The sequence below is a fragment of the Nonomuraea aurantiaca genome (assembly GCF_020215705.1).
In the GTDB taxonomy this organism is placed as follows: domain Bacteria; phylum Actinomycetota; class Actinomycetes; order Streptosporangiales; family Streptosporangiaceae; genus Nonomuraea; species Nonomuraea aurantiaca.
Window position 1 is genome coordinate 191,454 of sequence record NZ_JAIWNB010000011.1, and the last position, 19,247, is coordinate 210,700.

At 69.9% G+C, this 19,247-nt stretch carries 19 protein-coding genes; 12 read left to right on the forward strand and 7 right to left on the reverse strand.

The annotated features are described in order from the left end of the window. Positions 1 to 3: 3 nt before the first annotated feature. Positions 4 to 1,383 (forward strand): FAD-dependent monooxygenase, encoded by a 1,380-nt coding sequence (locus LDL49_RS26220; protein ID WP_225294342.1) that lies wholly within the window; start codon positions 4 to 6, stop codon positions 1,381 to 1,383. Here LDL49_RS26220 and LDL49_RS26225 read toward each other — a convergent pair. Then, positions 1,365 to 2,261: an EamA family transporter gene (locus LDL49_RS26225; protein WP_225294344.1), complete on the reverse strand. Its 897-nt coding sequence runs from the start codon at positions 2,259 to 2,261 to the stop codon at positions 1,365 to 1,367. The two genes, LDL49_RS26220 and LDL49_RS26225, sit on opposite strands and share 19 nt — an antisense overlap. Before the next feature lie 38 nt (positions 2,262 to 2,299). Between LDL49_RS26225 and LDL49_RS26230 the strand changes: the two genes are divergently transcribed. Then, on the forward strand, positions 2,300 to 2,833 hold the full coding sequence (locus LDL49_RS26230; RefSeq protein WP_225294345.1) for a MarR family winged helix-turn-helix transcriptional regulator: 534 nt from the start codon (positions 2,300 to 2,302) through the stop codon (positions 2,831 to 2,833). 69 nt (positions 2,834 to 2,902) lie between these two features. Here the strand turns inward: LDL49_RS26230 and LDL49_RS26235 are convergent, their stop codons facing one another. Then, positions 2,903 to 3,505, reverse strand: a complete 603-nt coding sequence (locus LDL49_RS26235; RefSeq protein ID WP_225294347.1) for a cadmium resistance transporter — start codon at positions 3,503 to 3,505, stop codon at positions 2,903 to 2,905. A gap of 139 nt (positions 3,506 to 3,644) precedes the next feature. Here LDL49_RS26235 and LDL49_RS26240 point away from each other — a divergent pair, with 139 nt between their 5' ends. The 4 genes from LDL49_RS26240 to LDL49_RS26255 all read left to right on the forward strand — a co-directional run bounded on the left by LDL49_RS26240 (position 3,645) and on the right by LDL49_RS26255 (position 6,095). Then, on the forward strand, positions 3,645 to 4,190 hold the full coding sequence (locus tag LDL49_RS26240) for a flavoprotein (protein WP_225294349.1): 546 nt from the start codon (positions 3,645 to 3,647) through the stop codon (positions 4,188 to 4,190). 63 nt (positions 4,191 to 4,253) lie between these two features. Then, the gene (locus tag LDL49_RS26245; protein ID WP_225294351.1) at positions 4,254 to 4,508 is read left to right on the forward strand and encodes a hypothetical protein; all 255 of its coding nucleotides are present in this window, start codon (positions 4,254 to 4,256) and stop codon (positions 4,506 to 4,508) included. A 227-nt stretch (positions 4,509 to 4,735) separates the two neighbouring features. Further along, positions 4,736 to 5,245, forward strand: a complete 510-nt coding sequence (locus tag LDL49_RS26250) for a hypothetical protein (protein ID WP_225294352.1) — start codon at positions 4,736 to 4,738, stop codon at positions 5,243 to 5,245. A 7-nt stretch (positions 5,246 to 5,252) separates the two neighbouring features. Next, positions 5,253 to 6,095: a PhzF family phenazine biosynthesis protein gene (locus tag LDL49_RS26255; RefSeq protein WP_225294354.1), complete on the forward strand. Its 843-nt coding sequence runs from the start codon at positions 5,253 to 5,255 to the stop codon at positions 6,093 to 6,095. Positions 6,096 to 6,130: 35 nt separating this feature from the next. On the opposite strand, the gene LDL49_RS26260 is transcribed toward LDL49_RS26255, so the two are convergent. Next, positions 6,131 to 9,394: an AfsR/SARP family transcriptional regulator gene (locus LDL49_RS26260; RefSeq protein ID WP_225294356.1), complete on the reverse strand. Its 3,264-nt coding sequence runs from the start codon at positions 9,392 to 9,394 to the stop codon at positions 6,131 to 6,133. 204 nt (positions 9,395 to 9,598) lie between these two features. Here LDL49_RS26260 and LDL49_RS26265 point away from each other — a divergent pair, with 204 nt between their 5' ends. The 4 genes from LDL49_RS26265 (at position 9,599) to LDL49_RS26280 (ending at position 14,620) form a co-directional block, all read left to right on the forward strand. Further along, a complete protein-coding gene (locus tag LDL49_RS26265; protein ID WP_225294357.1) occupies positions 9,599 to 11,137 on the forward strand; it encodes an FAD-dependent monooxygenase in 1,539 nt (512 codons plus the stop codon). Further along, positions 11,134 to 11,796: a GDSL-type esterase/lipase family protein gene (locus LDL49_RS26270; protein WP_225294360.1), complete on the forward strand. Its 663-nt coding sequence runs from the start codon at positions 11,134 to 11,136 to the stop codon at positions 11,794 to 11,796. The genes LDL49_RS26265 and LDL49_RS26270 overlap by 4 nt, the downstream gene beginning before the upstream one ends. A 297-nt stretch (positions 11,797 to 12,093) precedes the next feature. Next, positions 12,094 to 13,353 (forward strand): vanadium-dependent haloperoxidase, encoded by a 1,260-nt coding sequence (locus LDL49_RS26275; RefSeq protein ID WP_225294361.1) that lies wholly within the window; start codon positions 12,094 to 12,096, stop codon positions 13,351 to 13,353. Positions 13,354 to 13,429: 76 nt separating this feature from the next. Further along, positions 13,430 to 14,620: a MarP family serine protease gene (locus tag LDL49_RS26280; protein ID WP_225294364.1), complete on the forward strand. Its 1,191-nt coding sequence runs from the start codon at positions 13,430 to 13,432 to the stop codon at positions 14,618 to 14,620. 56 nt (positions 14,621 to 14,676) lie between these two features. On the opposite strand, the gene LDL49_RS26285 is transcribed toward LDL49_RS26280, so the two are convergent. The 3 genes from LDL49_RS26285 to LDL49_RS26295 form a co-directional block, all read right to left on the reverse strand. After that, the gene (locus LDL49_RS26285; RefSeq protein ID WP_225294366.1) at positions 14,677 to 15,261 is read right to left on the reverse strand and encodes a dihydrofolate reductase family protein; all 585 of its coding nucleotides are present in this window, start codon (positions 15,259 to 15,261) and stop codon (positions 14,677 to 14,679) included. 402 nt (positions 15,262 to 15,663) lie between these two features. Further along, entirely contained in the window at positions 15,664 to 16,044 is a 381-nt protein-coding gene (locus LDL49_RS26290; protein ID WP_225294367.1) for a GntR family transcriptional regulator, read from the reverse strand. Beyond that, positions 16,044 to 16,868 carry a hypothetical protein gene (locus tag LDL49_RS26295; protein ID WP_225294368.1) on the reverse strand — a complete coding sequence of 275 codons (825 nt, stop codon included), beginning with the start codon at positions 16,866 to 16,868 and terminating at the stop codon, positions 16,044 to 16,046. The genes LDL49_RS26290 and LDL49_RS26295 overlap by 1 nt, the downstream gene beginning before the upstream one ends. A 358-nt stretch (positions 16,869 to 17,226) precedes the next feature. On the opposite strand from LDL49_RS26295, the gene LDL49_RS26300 reads away from it, so the two are divergent. Continuing rightward, entirely contained in the window at positions 17,227 to 18,216 is a 990-nt protein-coding gene (locus tag LDL49_RS26300) for an aldo/keto reductase family protein (RefSeq protein WP_225294625.1), read from the forward strand. A gap of 87 nt (positions 18,217 to 18,303) precedes the next feature. Then, positions 18,304 to 18,528, forward strand: coding sequence for a hypothetical protein (locus LDL49_RS26305; RefSeq protein ID WP_225294370.1), 225 nt, complete (start codon positions 18,304 to 18,306; stop codon positions 18,526 to 18,528). On the opposite strand, the gene LDL49_RS26310 is transcribed toward LDL49_RS26305, so the two are convergent. Further along, complete coding sequence (locus LDL49_RS26310; RefSeq protein WP_225294372.1) at positions 18,525 to 18,731, reverse strand: DUF5708 family protein; 207 nt, start codon at positions 18,729 to 18,731, stop codon at positions 18,525 to 18,527. The genes LDL49_RS26305 and LDL49_RS26310 overlap by 4 nt on opposite strands. Between the last annotated feature and the right edge of the window lie 516 nt (positions 18,732 to 19,247).

Genomic DNA, 19,247 nt, shown 5'->3' on the forward strand with positions numbered 1-19,247 from the left:
CCCATGACCGAGAAGACGAACGTACTCATCGTCGGCGGCGGCCCGACCGGGCTCACTCTCGCCGTGGATCTGGCCAGGCGCGGAGTCGGCTGCCGCATCGTGGAGCAGGCGCCGGAGGCCTCCGGCGGCTCCAAGGGCAAGGGGCTGCAGCCCCGCACGCAGGAGGTCTTCGATGATCTGGGGGTGATCGACCGGGTCATGGAGGCGACGACGCTCTATCCGCCGTTCCGGGTGAGGATCGGCAGGGTGCCGGTGTACCAGGGCCGCATGCACAAGCTCGTCACCCCCACGGACGCGGTGCCGTACCCCATGGTGATGATGCACCCGCAGTGGCGCACCGAGGCGGTGCTGCGCGAGCGGCTGACCGAGCTGGGCGGAAAGGTGGAGCAGGGCACCGGCTTGACCGGCTTCGAGCAGGACGCGCGCGGAGTGACGGCCAGGCTGGGCACGGGGACGAGCCTGCGGGCGGACTACCTGGTCGCGGCGGACGGCGGCAAGAGCTTCGTACGTAAGGCGCTCGGCATCGGTTTCGCCGGGGAGACCCGCGACGAGGAGCGGATGGCCCTAGGCGATGTACGGGTCGAGGGGCTCGACCGGGAGCACACCCATGTCTGGTTCCGGCCGGGCAAGGGGATGGTGGTGCTCTTCCCGATGGCCGGCACCGACACCTTCCAGATGCTCGCCCCGCTGAAGCCGGGCGTCGTGCCGGACCCGACGCTCGCCGGCTACCAGCGGATCTTCGCCGAACGGTCGATGCTGGGCGGGGTCCGGATCACCGAGCTGCTGTGGTCGTCCCTGTACCGGGTGAACATCCGCCTGGCCGACAGCTACCGGACCGGCCGGGTCTTCCTCGCCGGGGACGCCGCCCACGTGCACTCGCCCGCCGGTGGGCAGGGGCTCAACACCGGCGTACAGGACGCCTACAACCTGGGTTGGAAGCTCGCCCGGGTGCTGGCCGGGGCGCCGGAGGCGTTGCTCGACACGTACGAGGAGGAGCGGCGGCCCGTCGCCGCCCGCGTGCTCGGCCTCAGCACCGACCTGCTCGACAAGAAGACCTACAAGCGCGACGAGGAGACCCACCAGCTGATGGTGAGCTATCGGGGCGGCTCGCTGGCCCGGCGGGGCGGGGACCGCGTGCCGGATGGTCAGGTGCGGCTGGCCGACGGGTCTCAGGCTCGGATGTTCGACCTGTTGCGGGGGACGCACTTCACGCTGCTGTCGCCTGATCCGGCGCCTCGTGTGGTTGGCGGGCCGGAGGTGCGGGCGTACGAGCTGGCTGAGCCGTACGGTGCCGAGCGCCACACGCTGGTCCGGCCGGATGGATATGTCGGGATCTCGACCTCGTCGGCGGAGGAGCTCGCCGCTTATCTGGCCATGGTGTGACTCAGCGTTGTCGTGATCAGCGTGACGAGGCGCTTGGCGGCCGGCTGGCCCAGCAGGATGCCGGAGAGTACCAGGACCAGCCCGCAGACCTGTTGCCCGGTGAGCGTCTCGCCGGCGAGCGCGGTGCCGAGCAGGACGCCGGTCACCGGGTTGAGCAGCCCGATCAGGCCCACCGTCGCGGCGCTCAGGTGCCGCAGCCCGGCGAACCAGGCGGCGAACGCCAGCGCGGTCGCGACGACCGTGACATAGCCGAAGCCGAGCAGCGCCGGGCCGTCCAGGGACGGCGGCGCGCCCTCCACGGCGACGGCGACGGGTAGCAGCGCGATCCCTCCGGCGATGAGCTGCCAGGCGGTCAGCGAGAAGACGTCGACCTGCGCGCTCCACCGTTTGGCCAGCACATACCCGGCCGACGACATGACCATGGCCAGGACTGAGGCCAGCACGCCGGACACGTCGACTGCGGCCGTACCGTCGAGCAGCAGCAGGCAGACGCCCGCGATCCCGATCCCGGCCCCGGTCACGTGCGCCACCCTCGGGCGCTCGGCGAGCGCCGCCCAGGCGAACAGCATCATCATCACCGGGGAGGTCGCCATGATCGTCGATGCCATGCTCGTCGGCAGCTTCTGGGCGGCCAGGTAGACCAGCGCGAAGAACGCCCCCATGTTGAGCGTCCCGAGCACCAGCGAACGCCACCACCACGCTCCCCGGGGGAGCTTCCGAGCGAGAAGCAGGAGGAGTAATCCGGCCGGCAGAGCCCGGATCACCGCCCCGTACAGCGGATGATCGGGCGGCAGGAACCGATGGGTGACCAGATAGGTGGAGCCCCATGCGATCGGCGCGAGGGCGGTCACGGCCGCCCACCGAAAAGTACCTTCCATGGAAGCAATATAGCTTCCGCGGAAGGTATATTGGTGTCGTGACGAACAATTTCGACCACGTCGCCCGCATCCAGCAGGCGTGGGCCCGCGAGCGGCCCGACCTGGACGTGAGTCCGCTGGGCGTGATCGGACGGCTGCACCGCCTCGCCGGTCACCTGACCGAGCGGCTGTGCGTGGTCTACCGCCAATACGGGCTGGGCGAGGGAGACTTCGACGTACTCGCCGCTCTCCGGCGCGCCGGAGAGCCCTACGAACGCGCGCCCGGCGAGCTGGCCGCGCACACCATGGTCACCACGGGCGCCATGACCAAGCGCGTCGACCGGCTCGAACGCGCCGGCCTGGTCACCCGCCAGCGCAGCGCGAGCGACGGCCGCGGCCGGGTCGTCGCGCTCACCCGAGCCGGGCGGCAACTGTTCGACGAGGCGTTCACCGAGCACGTGGCGAACGAGCGCCGCCTGCTCGATGGCCTGACGCCCGAGCAGGCCGCCCAACTGGAGTCGCTGCTCACCACCTGGCTCGCCTGCTTCGAGACACCGCAGCCGGCGAAGCTCGATGGTCGGACCCCTCCATAGCACCAGGTGTTGGACCGATGGGTCGGGTGACCGGTCGCTGGGCAATCTGTCGAGGACGGGACAGCCCGGTCAGAGGCCGAAGGCGCCGCCTTGGACGAGGATGAGCAGGCCGATCGCGATCAGGACGATGGGCAGGAGGATGTGCCCCCATCGGCTGAGGGCCTTGGCGATGACGGGCCGGGTGGCGAAGAACTTGCCCGCCAGACACCAGACGGCGATCAGGACGAGGAAGACGACGGCGTAGACGCTCATGCCGCCGAGCCCGGCGGTGGCGAAGACAGGGACGTAGACGCCGATGTTGTCGCCACCGTTGGCGAAGGTGACCGCGGCGACCTCCAACGCCTTGGGTCCGCCCGTCGCGGCCTGCTCGTTGCCGGCGTTCTCACCGTGGGCGTGGTCGCGCCACGCCTGCCAGGCGGCCTTGAGGCCCAAGGCCAGCGGTAGCAGGCCGAGGTAGGGGATGACGGGCTCGGGCAGGAAAGTGGCGCCGAAAGCGGCTGCGATGGCGACGACGAGGATGGCGGCGAACCCGAGGTACTGCCCCAGGAAGATCCGCGAGGTGGCGCCGCGGTGTCCGGCGCCCTGGGCGAAGAACAGCGCCAGGATCACGATGTCGTCGATGTTGGTGACGGCGAACAGGCCGGCGGCTTGCCCGATGATGCCCACGTTCACGAGGGGCGTGGTTCCTCTCCAAGAGGCGGGAGTACCTGAGGAACGTATCGGGCGTACCGATACTGCTGGTAGCCCCAGGCCGCCGATGAAGCGTTTACCGTGAAGCCCGCGAGTATGCCGCATCGCTGGGAGTCCGCACGTGATCCAATCCGGCAAGATCCTCTACATCGTCGTGTGCGCCGCGGGAGCCGCCGCCGACGTCGGCCGACTGGTCGCCTATGCCCAGGACGAGGGCTGGACGGTCCAGATAGTCGCCACCCCGTCCGCCCTGGACTTCATCGACGTTCCCGAACTGGAACAGCAGACCGGGCGCCCCGTTCGCAGCCGGTACCGCAAGCCACACGAGCCGAAACCCCCGAGAGCCGATGCGATCATCGTCGCTCCCGCGACCTACAACACCATCAACAAGTTCGCCCAGGGCATCGCCGACACCTACGCTCTCGGTCTCCTCGCCGAGGCGCCCGGCCTGGGCATTCCCGTCGTCGTCCTGCCCTTCGTCAACAGCGCCTTAGCCTCCCGCGCCCCCTTTCTCCGAAGCGTCGAAAGCCTGCGCGCCGAAGGCGTCCCCGTCCTCCTCGGCCCTGGCCAATTCGAGCCACCTCCCTCGGGAATCGGAGGGGAGCAGCTGGAGGCTTATCCCTGGGCCTTGGCGCTGAAGGAGATCGGGCGGCACCATCCCCGCTGATGAGGTGGAGGTTGCCTACAACGACGGTTCGTCCTTACTCATGATTTCTCAGTGATGGGATCGGTGAACGCTCGTAGACGCAGCCGCGTCCAGCCCCACGACGGCGGAGCGCCGATCGCCGCTGTGGCGTACGAGCCATCGCCCGGTCTGCTGAACCTGCTGTTCGTCCGCCCGCAGCCCTGCGGCGGTGATGTGTTCGTTGTGATGGATCGGGACGTCAACGTCGTGGAAGGCATCGGCGAGCTCGCTGGGTGGTGCATCGGCCCTGGCGAAGTGCGCGTCCAGGATCGCGGCGACTCCACGCCGACCAGCCGTTGATCTTCTGGCACATCTCGCCGCGATCGCCGACGGTACTACTCCTCGTCGGGGTACGGCTCGCCGTCACGTGGCAGTTGGTGACGTAAAGACTCCGACTGGGCCCGTAACACCGTCATTCCCGCCATCTCCGAGGTGAGCAGGGCGGGCGGGATCGACACACCAGTCGGAAAACGACCGACGGCGAACGCCGGTGGAGGCAGGCTCGCGCTGTCTGCACAATGGTCGCCATGGACGAGAACATCCGGGACGAAGCATGGTGGAGGCGGCAAGCCGCCGCACAAGGGGAATGGTGGCGGAAACGGGCGGCAACCCATCAGGAGGAGACCCTCCGGCAGAACAACCTGATGTACGGCGGCTTGATCGCTATCGGAGTCGTCTTGGTGCAGCCGTTCCTGACCCCGGGAACCGCTCCCCTTGATCTGTCCGCCCAGATCTGCGTGACCGCTTTCTCCCTGGCCATCCCTCTCTTGTCCGCTCTTATCGTGTTGAACCGGCATGAAACCTACCGTCGGCGCTCGACGAGTTCTGTTTTCGTGCTGGCGGCCCAGCAGGCCGCGCTCGGGCTCGGGTACGTCGGGGTGGTCGCCGGTTTCTGGCACATCATGACGATCGCCGGGATCGCGATCCTGGTCGGCACGGTCTTGGGCGTGGCCGTTCATTCCGCGGGTTATGTGCAGGTGGAGGAAGAAGACGCCCAAGCCACGCCAGGTGCGGAGCAACCACCTCAAGCGCCATGATGACCACATGAGCGAAGTCCTCAGGTATGCCGCTTTCACTACGACTCCCACTGGCGGGAACCCCGCCGGAGTGGTCTTGGACGCCCGGAAGCTGTCAGACGCGGAGATGCTCGCCATCGCCGCCGAACTCGGCTACTCCGAGACGGCCTTCCTGCACCCCACGGACGAGCGCCAGTACCGCATCCAGTACTTCAGCCCTCTGGCCGAGGTCGCCTTCTGCGGCCACGCGACGATCGCGGCCTCGGTCGCGCTCGGCGAGCGGATCGGCCCCGGAACCGTGAACCTCGCCACCCAGGCCGGCCCGGTCCCGGTGGAGGTCACCGCAGATCCGGCCGGTGCGATCACCGCCACCCTGACCAGTCCGCCGACCTCCACCCGCCGAGCCTCCGAAGAGGAGGAAGTACGGCCCGTGCTCGCCGCACTGGGCTGGTCGGCCGACGACGTGGACCCCGCCTACCCGGCGCACGTCGCCAACGCCGGCAACGACCATCTCGTCCTGGCCGCGGCCGGCCGGGGTCGCCTGGCCGATCTCGACTACGACTTCGAGGCCCTGGGCAAGATCATGGCTGACTTGGGATGGACCACCGTCCACCTCTTCTGGCCCGAATCCCCCACCGTCTTCCATGCCCGCGACCCGTTCCCGCCGGGCGGCGTCGTCGAGGACCCGGCCACCGGCGCCGCGGCCGCCGCCTTCACCGGCTACCTGCGTACGCTGGGACGCCTCGAAGATGGCGCCGTTCTCACCATTCACCAGGGCGTCGACATGGGGCGGCCCAGCCTCCTGACCTGTAGCACCATTCCCGGCGACTCCCGCGTCAAGGTCTCCGGCACCGCGGTGCCCATCCAGTAGCGCCGCCGGCGCGCGCTTCGACCCGCCTGGCCGGATCACTCGGGATCTGGGTGTGCCGCCCCGTGGCCCCGGCGCAGCCGGGCCGGGTCGACTTCGGTCACGGCGGTCTGCCCGTCCAGTTCCCAGCCCTTCCCGTACGCCGCGGCGAAGGCCTCCTCGCCCAGCGCGGCCCGCCCTCGGCGGCTGAGCTCGCGAACCTGCTGATCGGTACGGTCGTGAGCGCCGCGCAGCCGGGAGGCGGCGCCGAGCAGGACGGCCGACTCGTGGTGCCGCCCGTGCGCCTCGGCCAGCGCGGCCGCGGTCACCGCCCCCAGCGACATGATCGGCAGGTCCTGGGTCTTCAACGCCGCCGCGTACGCCTTCGCCAGCATCTTCTCCGCGCCGGCCAGGTCACCCAGCTCCAGGCAGAGCGCGGCCCGTACGTTGCCGGCCAGCGCCCGCGCGTGGTGACCGGGGAACGTGGTGTCGCCGTGCAGAGCTCGTTCGGCGTCGTCGAGCAGGTCCCGCGCCCGGTCCAGGTCGCCGAGCCGCACCCGGAAGGTGGCCTCCCACGCGTCGACCAGGGCCGACAGCTCCGGCGAGTGCGCGCGTCGCGCCCGCTCCCGGGCCGAGCCGAGCATCGCGATCGTCGAGTCGGTGTCGCCGCGCCGCAGGTGCAGGTCGATCCAGCGCAGGTGGAGAAACACCTCGTCGCTGAGGCTGAGCGAGCCGAACTCGCCGGCCAGCGACTGCGCCTCGCGCAGGTCGGCCAGCGCGCCGTCGAGCTCGTCGTCGTACTGCCGCAGCTGGGCGCGCATGGGCAGCACGGTGGCCTGGCCCCAGCGGTCGCCGGCCTGTCGGAAGCAGGCCAGGGCCGCCTCCACGTCGGCGCGTACGTTGTCGAACTCGCCCGCGTTCTCGGCGAACTGGACGCGGAACATGCGGGCCAGCCCGGACAGCCATACGTCGTCGCCGTCGGCCATGCGGGCGATCTTCGCGACCGCGGTCTCCTCTTCCCGCAGGAAGGCGAGCGTGAGCGCGGTGAGCGCGCCGCACGGGCCGGGCAGCTCCGGGTAGGCGAGCAGCCGGTCGGCCAGCTCGCGCAGCCGCGCCTGGTCGTACGCGACCTCCTCGGCGCTCTGCCCCGGCCGGATGTCGGCCCCGCCGATCAGGTAGATCGCGTACGCGCAGTCGCGGCCGGGCGTCGGCTCGCCGCCGCCGGGCACCGTCAGCGCCGCGCCCAGCCAGTAGGCCGCGTCGGGCTGCCGGCCGAACATCTGCCAGTACCAGGTCAGGTTCAGGGCGAGCGCGACCGCGCCGGGGGCGTCGCCGGTGTCGCACCGCCGGCGCAGGGCGGCCAGCGTGTTGTCGTACTCGGCGCTGATGATCTGTAGGGCCGCCAGCTGGCCGGGCCCGCGCAGCTGGGGGTCGTGCCGGGCCATCAGCTCGGCGAAGTGGTCGGCGGCCAGGTCGCGGGCGGTGTCGAGGTCGTCCGTCTCGGCCAGGCGTTCGGTGCCGTACTCGCGCAGCGTCTCCAGCATGCGGTAGCGGCCCGGGTCGGGCGCGAGCTGCAGCAGCGACCGGTCTACCAGGCCCGCGAGCAGCTCGGGGATCTCGGCGGCCGGCACCGCGGTGCCGGCGCAGACCGCGGTGGCCGAGGCCGGCGTGACGCCGCCGGGCAGGATCGAGACGCGTTCGGCGACCGTGCGCTCGTGCTCGCTCAGCAGTTGCCAGCTCCAGGCGATGACCGCGCGCAGCGTACGGTGCCGGGGCAGCGCGGTACGGCTGCCGATAGCGAGCAGGCGGAACCGGTCGGACAGCCCGTCGGCCAGCTCGGGCAGCGACAGGGTCCGCAGCCGGGCGGCGGCCAGCTCCAGCGCCAGCGGCATCCCGTCCAGGCCGCGGACCACCCGCCGGACGTCGGGCAGCGTCGTGTCGTCCACCTCAAAGCCGGGGCGGACGGCCGCGGCCCGCTCGGTGAACAGGCGTACCGACGCCGCCCGCCGGGCCTGCTCGACGCCGTTGTCCGGGGCGGGCAGCGCGAGCGGGCCGAGCGGCACCAGCGCCTCGCCGTCGACCGCGAGGGGTTCGCGGCTGGTGGCGAGCACGCGCAGCTCCAGGCAGCGCGACAGCAGCGCCGCGACCAGATGGGCCACGGCGTCGATCAGGTGCTCGCAGTTGTCGACCACCAGCAGGCTCTCCCGGCCGCCGAGCCGGTCGGCGAGCACGTCCAGCTCGTCACCCTCGCTCCGCACCCGAGCCTCGAACATCGCGCCGCCGCGCAGCCCGATCCCGGCGAGCACGGCCGTGCCGACCTTGGCCGGCTCGGTGACCGAGGCGAGGTCGATCATCCAGGCGCCGTCACGGTAGTCGTGGCGGTGGCGGCGGGCGGCCTCGACGGCGAGGCGCGTCTTGCCGGCGCCACCGGGGCCCAGCACGGTGACCAGGCGCCCGGCGGCCAGCAGCGTGTCGATCCGGGCGAGGTCGTCGTCGCGCCCGATGAAGCTGGTCAGCGGAGCGGGCAGGTTGCTCGGCCTGCTCTGCGCGGCCTCGGCGGCCGGGGCGGGCCGCCCGGCGCGCAGCAGGCGCAGGTGGCGCTCGTGCAGGGCGGCGCCCGGGTCGGCGCCGAGGGCGTCGGCCAGGGTTTCGCGGACCCGCTCGTACAGGGCCAATGCCTCGGCCTGGCGGCCCTGGGCGGCGAGCGCGTCCATGAGCAGCGCGGCCGCCCGCTCGTGGACGGGGTGCTCGGCGAGCAGGGCGGTCAGGCGGGCGGCGGCCGCGTCGGCACGGCCCAGGGACAGCTCGGCGTCGGCGAGGTCGGCGACGGCCTCGACCGAGGCGTGGGCCAGCCAGGTCGCGACGGCGGGCGCGACCGCGGCGACCACCGTGGGCTCGGCTCCGGGACGGTCGCCCCACAGCGCCACGGCCTCGCCGAGCACGGCCGCCGCGGCATTCGGGTCGCCCGCCCGCAGACGCTCACGGCCGGCGGCGGCGAGCCGCTCGAACCGCAGGGCGTCCACGTCGGCCGCGTCCACGTCCAGCCGGTAGCCGCCCGCGACCTGCGCGACGTCACCGGCCGAGCCGAGGCTCCGGCGCAGCCGCGAGACGAGGGCCTGCAAGGCGTGGGCGGGGTCGGCCGGCGGATCCTCGGCCCAGATCGCGTCGATGAGGACGCCCGGCTCGACCGCGCGCCCGCCGGCGAGCGCCAGCCGGACGATCAGCCCCTGCGACCGCGCGCCGGGAACGGACAGGGCGGCGCCACCGCGAGACGCCTGAAAGGCGCCGAGCAGCGTGACGCGAAGCCGCGCATCCCCGTCCATCTCCCGAATCTTCGCGCGCGTCCCCTTGAGTCTCCAAATCAGGACAGTGGCTGACTTGTGCCCCCATGTGAGCGCCGTGTGTGCCCCGTGTGAGCGGCCCGCGTCAGGCTGTGCGCGTGCCTCGGAGAACGGGATGAGCGATCTCGTGAGGCGCGCGCAAGCGCTCTTGAATGACGTTCCACCAAGTTTCGGAAGGGGGCTCTCGTGCATGACGTAGTCATCGTGGGCGCCGGCCCGGTTGGTCTGTTCCTTGCCTGCGAGCTCGGCCTCGCGGGCTGCTCTGTCCTGGTGCTCGAACGGGAGCCTGAGTCTCGCTCCCCGTGGAAGGCCGATCCGCTCGGGATGCGGGGCCTGTCCGCCGCGTCGGTGGAGGCGTTCTACCGCCGCGGGATGCTGCACCCGCTGCTGGCGGCGTCGGGCGTCCACCAGGATCCCGGCGCGAACCACGACGCCGACGAGCCGTCACCTCCTCGCAGCGTGGGCCACTTCGCCGGCATGATGCTCGATCCGGCCAAGGTCGACGTCGCCGCCCTGCCGTTCCGGCTGCCCAGCCCGGCGATGGACGGCGTGATGACGAACCTAGAAGCCGTCGAGGCGGTGCTGTCCGAGCGGGCGGCCAAGCTCGGCGTGGAGGTCAGGCGCGGCATCACGGTCTCAGCCATCACGCAGGACGATGAGAGCGTGGTCGCGCGAGCCGGCGAGCACGAGTACGCGGCGCTTTGGCTGGTCGGCTGCGATGGCGGACGCAGCGCGGTGCGCGGGCCGGCGGGCTTCGGCTTCGTCGGCACCGAGCCGCAGTTCACCGGTTATGTCGTGCTCGCCACCGTCGCCGATCCCGAGAAGCTGCGCCCCGGGTTCAACCTGACGCCGACCGGCATGTACCTCCGCACACCCGCGGAAGGGTACATCGGCATGCTGGACTTCGACGGCGGCGCATTCGATCGCTCGCAGCAGCCCACTCGCGAGCATCTCCAGGCGGTCCTGCGCCGGGTGTCCGGCACCGACGTGACGCTGAGCGACGTCCATCTCGCCTCGAGCTTCACCGATCGGGCGATGCAGGCGACGACGTACCGGCAGGGGCGCGTCCTGCTCGCCGGCGACGCCGCGCACATCCACTCTCCCCTTGGCGCGCAGGGCCTCAACCTCGGCATCGGCGACGCCATGAACCTGGGGTGGAAGCTCGCGGCGACCGTACACGGGGACGCGCCGGACGGACTGCTCGACACCTACACCCGCGAGCGCCATCCGATCGGCGCCTGGGTGCTCGACTGGACGCGCGCCCAGGCGGCGGTCATGCGGCCGGACCCGCACGCCCAGGCGATCCAGGCGGTGATCCGCGACCTGCTCGGAACCCGTGACGGGACGACCTACGTGTTCGAGAAGATCTCGGGATCGTCGCTCCGCTACGACCTCGGCAGCGAGCAGCCACTGGTCGGCCGCAACGCCCCGGACCTCCACCTTGAGAACGGCACCCGCCTCGGCGACCTGATGCGGGACGGACGAGGCGTCGCGCTCGACTTCAGCACCGACCGACGCCTGCGCGATTCGGCGACGGGCTGGGAGAGCCGGATACGGTACGCGGCCGGCCCGGCGAGAAACGACCTCGGATTCGGCGCCGTCCTCATCCGGCCCGACGGCATAGTCGCCTGGGCAGGCGATCGCACCCCCGACCGTGAAGCGTTCGAGCAGGCCGCCGGCCACTGGTTCGGCACTCCGGCAACCAAGTTCCAGGAGCACACATGACGATCACCCTCCGACCGGGCAGCACCGTGATGTTCACCGGCGATTCGGTCACCGACTGCCAACGGCTGGACAGCGAAGACGGCCTCGGCTTCGGCTACCCCCTGCGCGTCGCGGGCGAGTGGGGCCTGCGGCACCCGGACCGGCCCGTGACCTGGCTGAACACCGCGATCGCCGGCAACAAGGTGATGGACCTCGAAGCCCGCTGGCAGGCGGACGTGCTCGACGCGCGCCCGGACGTGGTGTCGATCCTCGTCGGCGGCAACGACGTGGCCTGGCACACGTACGACCCGGACGGCTACGTGATCTCCGCGGAGGAGTACGCGGCGGGTTACGACCGCCTGCTCGCGCCCCTCGCCGCGGCCGGCGCCGACCTGATCCTCATCGAGACGTCCCTCCTGCCGATCAGCGGCAGTGTCGAGGTCGGCGACGTGTATATCGGCGAGAAGGAGCGGAAGGAATGGCGGGCCGACCTCGACCCGAAGAACCAGGTCGTACGCGAGCTCGCCCGCAAGTACGGGGCACACCTGCTCGCCGCCGACGGCATGTTCGCCGAGCTCTCAGCGACGACCGGGCCGGAGTACTGGGCCGCGGACGGCGCGCACCCGACGCCGGCCGGTCACGCCGCACTCGCGGCGGCCTGGCTGCGCCTGGTCGCATGACCGGACCTCACGATCGCCCCCGACACCGGCGATCGTGAGGAGTTTCCGCCGGCCGGCCCACCGATTATCCCGGGAGGGCGGGCCGGCGAAGAGTTTGTGAGGCAGAGAGGCAGAGAGGCAGGCGGAGTTAATCCAGAAAGCGCGGCTCGTTGAGACGGGCACTTTCTGCTTCGCGTTTCCGGCTATGTCATTATCAGCTTTTCGCCCATTCGGCCGCTGTAACGGCCGGGACCGGCATAGTACTTTGCTTCAGTGCTTAGATCACGCAATGCGGGCTGGGTCGCCTTCTTACGACGCATGGCTGTTTGGCCGCTCGTCACCGGAGTCGTCATTGCCGGGTCGCCGGTCGAACTCGGCTCGTCATTCGCGTACGCCTCGGATTCCCGCGCACCCGCCAATGCCGTCATTGTGTGGGACGGCAACGCCCAGACGGCGATCTGGGATATCGCCGCGCAGCAGCCGCAAGTCCAGGCACGTAGCTTCGCGATGGTGCACGGAGCCGTTTACGATGCGGTGAACGCGATCGCCGGCACTCCTTATCAGCCGTACCTGATCGCACCGGCCGCCAAGGGAACCGAGTCGACGGACGCGGCCGTCGCGACCGCGGCCTTCCGTGTGCTGACCGCGCTGTTCCCGGCACAGCAGGCAAGGTTGGAGACGCAGTACGACGAGTCGCTGGCCGCGATTCCCGACAGTGCCGCGAAACAGCGCGGGATCACGGTCGGCGCTCAGGCGGCCGCTGCGATGATCGCCGCGCGGCGGAACGACGGGGCGTTCGGCGGCCAGACCTGGACCGTCGGCACCCAGCCTGGCCAGTGGCGGCCGACGCCGCCCGCTTTCGCCTCCGACGGGGCATGGGTCGGTGACCTCAAACCGTTCCTCATCCCCCGCGCGTCCATGTTCCGCACGTCCGGGCCGCCATCGCTGACCAGCCGCCGGTACGCCCGGGACTTCAACGAGGTCAAGACGATCGGCTCGGCGACCAGCACCGTCAGGACGGCCGACCAGACGCAGGCCGCGATCTGGTGGCACGACCGGCATCTGGCCGAATGGGAGATCAAGCGCCAGCTCGCGACGACGCAGGGGCTGAACACGCTCCAGGCGGCGCGGATGTTCGCGATGGTCGATCTGGCCGAAGCCGATGCCACGACCGCCTGCTTCAACGAGAAGGCGGCATGGAGTTTCTGGCGGCCGATCACCGCGATCCAGCTGGCCGACACCGACGGCAACCCGGAAACGGCGGCCGACCCCGACTGGACGCCGTTGCTCGTTACGCCGCCGCATCCCGACTTCACGTCGGGACATACCTGTTTCACCGCGGCGAGCATGTCGGCGCTGGCGTACTTCTTCGGCCGGGACGACCTCCCCTTCAGCGGGTACAGCGCCGCCTCGGGTACCACCAGGTATTTCCGCGGCTTTTCGCAGGCGCTCGCCGAGGTCATCAACGCCCGCGTCTGGGGTGGCATCCACACCCGCACGGCCGACGTACAGGGCGCGAAGATCGGCGGCCAGGTCACCGCCTACATGGCCGGGCACTACTTCCGCCCGAAGAGGTAATGGCCCCGGCACCGGGCATCACCGGCCACCAATTCCGCGCGAGCACGGAGGTAAAGATCGGGCTTATCTTTACCTGGTGAACGGTGATCTGCTCGACATCGTGTTGGTCGCCCTGGTGATCGCCTTCGGTTTCTCCGGATATCGCCAAGGGTTCGTCGTCGGGGCGGCGAGCTTCATCGGTTTCATCGGCGGATGTGTGTTCGGGATCAACCTCGCGCCGCCCATCGCCGGCGCGGTTGTGGACGGAGACGTCCCGCAGTTGTTGCTGGCCCTCGTCATCGTGCTCCTGGCCGCGATGATCGGCCAGTTCGCCACGTCCACCGTGGGGGCGGTGTTGCGTTCCCACATGCGGGACGAACCTGCCCGGATGCTCGATGCGGTGGGCGGGATGCTGGTCGCCGCCTTTTCGGTGCTGGTCATCGCCTGGCTGGTCGGCAGCCTGCTGATATCCACCTCGCTGGTGCCGGTCGTGGAACAGATTCGTGGCTCGCTGTTATTGGCCACGGTTGATCAGGCGGTTCCGAACGCGGCGCGCGACTGGCAGAAACCGTTCAAGCAGTTCATCGACCGGTCCGGCTTCCCGCCGGTGCTGGACGTGATCGCCGGCCAGCCGCTCATCGACGTTCAGCCACCGAGCTCGGCGGTGCTGAGGAGCCCTGCGTTACAGCAGGCACGGCCCGGGATCGTGCAGGTGCAGGGGACGGCGAGCTCGTGCCGTAAGCGCATCACCGGCACCGGATTCGTGTACGCGCCCGATCACATCATGACCAACGCGCACGTGGTCGCGGGGGTGGACCAGGAGTTGGTGATCGTCGATCACGAGCAGCGTCCGCGCCCAGCGGTGGTGGTTCTGTACGACCCGCGGCGGGACGTGGCGGTGCTGCACGTACCGGGCCTCGGACTGCCGCACCTGACCTTCGCCGGCGAAGCGAACAAGGGCGATGACGCCATCATCGCGGGGTACCCCCAAGGCCGCGGGTTCACTCCGGAGCCGGCACGGGTCGCGGCGCGACAGAGCGCCGCCATCCCCGACATTTACCGAGGATCCCAGGTGACGCGGGATGTGTACCTCATTCGGGGCAAGGTCCAGCACGGCGACTCGGGTGGTCCCCTACTGGCCACTGACGGGCGGGTGCTGGGCGTGGCCTTCGCCGCTGTCACCAGCCAGGAGGACATCGGTTACGTGCTGACCGCCGGCGAAGTGGCCGCCGACGCCCGCGAGGCCGCGACCGCCACCAAGCCCGTCAGCACTCAGATCTGCGACTGACCCCGGCTCCGTCGACCAGCAGGTTCCGCTGCTGGACGGGCGCTGCATGGACGGACTCAGACGTGCAGGGTGGGCCGGTAGATGAGCTCTTGGATGTGGCCGTCGAGCGTCCGGCTCTCGATCAGCTCTAGGTCGAAGTCGGCCGCACCCTGGAAGATCGGGTCCGCTCCGGTCTGACCGGTGATCACCGGGAAGAGCGTCACCTGGACGCGGTCGACCAGGCCGGCGGCCATCAGCGCCCGGTTCAGCGACAGGCTGCCGTGTGAGCGCAACGGCACCTCGGACTCCTCCTTGAGGCGGGCGACGACGTCGACGGCGTCGCCGTTCACGAGGGTCGCGTCCGGCCAGTTGAGGGGCCCTTGGAGCGTCGTCGAGACCACCGTTGTCGGCAGGTTCCTCATCCGGGTGTTCACCGGGTCACTCACCTCGGACTCCTCGGTGCTCGGGCCCAGCGCCTGCAGGAATTGCCGAAAGGTGTTGGCCCCGAGGACCATACGCTGCTCCTCGCTGTACAAGGCGAGGCGGCGGTCGAGAAACTCGGGGCCTTGCTTGCCCCAGTAACCGCCCCAGTCGCCGCTGCTGTTGTAGGAGCCGTAGCCGTCAAGGCTGCAAAAGATGTCGAAGGTATAGGTAGCGGTCATGATGCTCTCCCTTAGTGCGGTGGATCAGGTGTGTGGATACAGACTGGAAACATTGCTGTTGGACTTCCGGGGTCGGCGCCTCGCCGACAACGAGGCTGATCCCGGCGAACTCACCCGCCGTGGCGGTCAGGCCGCCGGCGATCAGTGGCTACGCGGGAGCGGTGGTGATGGCTGTGGTGGTGATGCTGGACATCGTGGGCCTCCGGTGAGTGGCGACCGGCCGTTGCCGGTCTCTCACCTTGGCTACGAACGGGCTCGACGCCATTCGACACCACTCCCGAAAATAATTCCCGACCGCGCCCGAGGGGCTATGACGATCAGCGGTGTCGTCCTCGCACTCGGTGGTCGGGCCGCACAGTCCCAAGCACTCGGCGCTCGGCCCTCACCGGCCCGAGCGCCGAGTCAGAACGAGGCGGAAGCGGCTGCGTCACCGGATCTCAGGGCGGCCTCGACAATGCAGAGCGCTTCACTCTCGTCGATGCCGACGCTCGCCACGACGGCCGCGTAGTCGGCGGCTGCCTGGCGCGCTCGTTCGCGAGCCTCCTCGCCGGCCGCCGACACGAACGACCCCGCCCGCCCCCGGGTCTCGATCAGCCCGGCCTCCTCGAGCTCCCGGTAGGCCCGGCCGACCGTGTTGATGGCCAGACCGAGGTCGGCCGCGAGCCGGCGGATGGTCGGCAGCCGGGAGCCCACGGCCAGCGTACGGTCGTGGATCTGCCGGGCGAGCTGGGCCCGCAGCTGCTCGAACGGCGGCACCGGTGAGCCCGCGTCGATGACGATCATCAGAGGCCGACCACGTGCCGCGCTGTGTCCGCGCACGACGGCGTCCTGGCCTGGACGGCGATGACGGCGGCCAGACCCAGCAGCATGAAGCCGAGGGATGCGACGTTCCACCAGCCGGGCGCGGACCCGAGCAGCAACACCACCGGCAACCCCAACAGCACGCTCGGCGCGTTGCCATCGCGCGCGTCCTCGATGCGCATGATGACGTCGGCCGTCAGCGACACCTCGTCCTCGGCCACGACCGGCCGGGCCAGCAGCTCGCGCAGCTGCAGAGCCACGCCGAGGCCGACCCCGGCCACGGCGACGAGCAGCACGACAGCCGTGTACCGCACGTTGCCCTCGTCGACGGTCAGGGCGCTCACCCCCAGCGCGGAGGCGCCGGCGAAGGTGCCGGCCACCAGGACGGCGTACCTCCATCCGAGGAGGGTCCGCCAGCCGAGCTGCACCGGATGGGCCGCTCGCCGCGCCAGCGCCGCCCCGGCCTGCCGGTCGACACGCCGTACCCAGGCGTCAAGCAGCATCCGGGCCAGCACCAGCCCGATGATCAACACGCTCAGGATCAGCACCAGCGTCGGCCGCCGCGGCCAGAGTCCGCCGGATGCGGCAGTGGCCATCAGGTCAGTGGCCTGTGCCAGCGCGGCCGCGATGTACAGCGCGGCCAGCAGGACACTGCCTAGGAGCCGCGCCCGCCGCCGCACCGCCAGTCGCGTGGTCAGCAACGGCGTCGGTGGGCCGTCGCCGAGGCCGTGCCGTTGCAGCCAGGTCCCGGTGCATCGGACCTCCGCCGGCTGCGGGCTGGCGCTCGGCATGGAACTGTTCGCCATACCGTCTCCTTTGTCGCAAGGTTTGTATCAACATGTTGCGTCATAGCTTGCGACAAAGTCAACAGAGCCGACGACGCTGGATGTGGTCGCCGAGATCTTCACCATCGCCGGACGCAAGATCGACGATGGTGCCTCCAGGCACATCTCGCCCCGCCCCGACCAACCGATCCTGCGAAGCGTTCGCGGAATCCGAGGGGCGCCGTGCCACCCTCGGACCAATCCATGAATCCCCCGCGCGAAGTTTGACAAATTCGCCGCCATATGTTCTCTCCATTTGCCTTCAGAGCGCCTTTATTTTATTTGTCAAATCGGCTCCATAAAGGCTTTGGCACTCGAAATGAAGGGCTACCTTAAATGCATGGAATTTCGTCGTCTCGGCCGTAGCGGCCTCTCTGTCAGCGCTATCTCCTATGGGCACTGGCTCGCGTACGACGCCCCGGACCAGCAAGAACGTGCGCGGGCGTGCGTCACGGCGGCGCTGGACGCGGGCATCACCACGTTCATCACCGCGGACGCGTACGCGAACACCGCCGCCGAGTCGGTGCTCGGCCGCGCTCTGAAAGGACAGCGCCGGGAAAGCTTGGAGATATCCACGAAGGTGTTCTGGCCTACTGGGCCGGGAGGCCCCAATGACAAAGGTCTTGGCCGCAAGCACGTCATGGAGTCTGCACGCGCGTCGCTGCGGCGGCTGGGCACCGACTATCTCGATGTGTACCAGGCGCATCGATTCGACCGCACGGTGCCGCTGGAGGAGACCATGCTGGCGTTCGCCGACCTGGTCCGGCAGGGCCATGTGCTCTATGTCGGCGTCTCCGAATGGACGGCCGAGCAGATCAGCAGGGGCGCCGCGCTCGCCCGGGAGCTGCACGTGCCGTTGGTCTCCAACGAGGCCCAATACAGCGCGTTGTGGCGGGTGATCGAGGCCGAGGTCGTGCCGGCGTGCGAACGAGAAGGGCTCAGCCAGCTCGCCTGGTCCCCTCTCGCGCAGGGCGCCCTGACGGGCAAGTACCGGCCGGGGCAGCCCTCGCCCGCCGGGTCGCGCGGCGCTGACATGAGCGGTGCGGGCAGTTTCATCCAGCCCTTCCTGCGTGAGGACGTGCTGGTACGGGTGCAGCGGCTGCGTCCCCTGGCCGATGAGGCCGAGCTGTCCCTGGGGCAGCTCGCGCTGGCCTGGGTGTTGCAGCGCCCCAATGTGGCTTCGGCGATCATCGGGGCATCGCGGCCCGAGCAGGTGGAGGAGAACGTCAAAGCGGCCGGGGTCCGGCTCGCCGCCGACCTTCTGGCGCGCATCGATCAGGTGCTCGACGGTGTTGTCGAAAGGAACCCGACGCTGACGACGAGCCCGTAAAGGGATGGCGGGTCGGGACCCGGCCGCGGCCTGGAGCGGATCGGTGCCGCGGACTGCAGCGCGTATTCGTTACCTTTGGGTGCGCAGATGTTCTGCGGCACTGTCGCACAGCGTCAAGCGGTGCTCGTCAACGGCCTTCCCGGGTACGTCTCGTGGCGCGAGGACGCAACCCCGCTCTCCATCATCTCGTTCCTGGTCGCCGACGGCAGGATCGCCGTCATCGCGATCGTGGCTGATCCCGCCAGCTCGGCCTGTCGGCGGACCCCCGACGGCTGGCGCGCCCTCCTGCGCCACGAGACATGGGTCTGCTAGGACTGGCGGCGCGCCGCGTCGTCGGTACTTACGCTCTTGTAGACCCCGTACAAGGTCTCCAACCCCCCAATGACCATCAAGACCACGCCGACCTTGGACGGCGTGAAGATGAAGATCTCCTCATCCAGGCCGAACAGCCATAGCGCCAGCCCCGCCACGAAGGTGATCGAACCAGTGAGGAGGGTCTTGCGGGCAGAGGCCATGAGCGATCCTTCCGACCGAGAGGACAGGCGCACCGAATCTTCAAGTGACCCTAGACAGGCCCGGCCAGTGCGGCTTCCTGCCTGTTGAGGAGATCGGCCTACATCCTTCGGCTGACACCGAGTTCATAGCCGAGCGAATACTGTTCGCCCGATGAGATGGTCACGGCCTACCATGCGGACGCGTGAGCAGAGGATTGCGTGGGATCGCAGGCCGTCAATGCCCAGATCATCACCGATGGCAAGTACGCGACCTGTGAACGGACACGAGTTCCCCCAGGTAGACGGCCATGACGATCCAGATCCATGGCCACGCGACCTCCCGGCAGACGGACACCACGCGTCCCGGCGGACGGCCATCGAATGAGCTCCTCGTGGCCTTCGAAGGGCTTCAAGCTGAGGCCGTCACGATCGCTGACCTCGGCACTCGCCGTACGAGCCACGGCGATCAGGGCCGCAAGCTCCTCCTCGTCACGTCTCCGGCATCGGTGTTGCCGGTTACCGCCGCCCAGCCGCCAA

Coding starts and splice junctions, on each gene's coding strand:
- LDL49_RS26260 (WP_225294356.1), bottom strand. CDS start 9,394: ATGGACGGGGATGCGCGGCTTCGCGTCACGCTGCTCGGCGCCTTTCAG.
- LDL49_RS26285 (WP_225294366.1), bottom strand. CDS start 15,261: ATGACCGCTACCTATACCTTCGACATCTTTTGCAGCCTTGACGGCTAC.
- LDL49_RS26250 (WP_225294352.1), top strand. CDS start 4,736: ATGGACGAGAACATCCGGGACGAAGCATGGTGGAGGCGGCAAGCCGCC.
- LDL49_RS26300 (WP_225294625.1), top strand. CDS start 17,227: ATGGAATTTCGTCGTCTCGGCCGTAGCGGCCTCTCTGTCAGCGCTATC.
- LDL49_RS26270 (WP_225294360.1), top strand. CDS start 11,134: ATGACGATCACCCTCCGACCGGGCAGCACCGTGATGTTCACCGGCGAT.
- LDL49_RS26255 (WP_225294354.1), top strand. CDS start 5,253: ATGAGCGAAGTCCTCAGGTATGCCGCTTTCACTACGACTCCCACTGGC.
- LDL49_RS26310 (WP_225294372.1), bottom strand. CDS start 18,731: ATGGCCTCTGCCCGCAAGACCCTCCTCACTGGTTCGATCACCTTCGTG.
- LDL49_RS26290 (WP_225294367.1), bottom strand. CDS start 16,044: ATGATCGTCATCGACGCGGGCTCACCGGTGCCGCCGTTCGAGCAGCTG.
- LDL49_RS26275 (WP_225294361.1), top strand. CDS start 12,094: ATGGCTGTTTGGCCGCTCGTCACCGGAGTCGTCATTGCCGGGTCGCCG.
- LDL49_RS26295 (WP_225294368.1), bottom strand. CDS start 16,868: ATGGCGAACAGTTCCATGCCGAGCGCCAGCCCGCAGCCGGCGGAGGTC.
- LDL49_RS26305 (WP_225294370.1), top strand. CDS start 18,304: ATGTTCTGCGGCACTGTCGCACAGCGTCAAGCGGTGCTCGTCAACGGC.
- LDL49_RS26220 (WP_225294342.1), top strand. CDS start 4: ATGACCGAGAAGACGAACGTACTCATCGTCGGCGGCGGCCCGACCGGG.
- LDL49_RS26225 (WP_225294344.1), bottom strand. CDS start 2,261: ATGGAAGGTACTTTTCGGTGGGCGGCCGTGACCGCCCTCGCGCCGATC.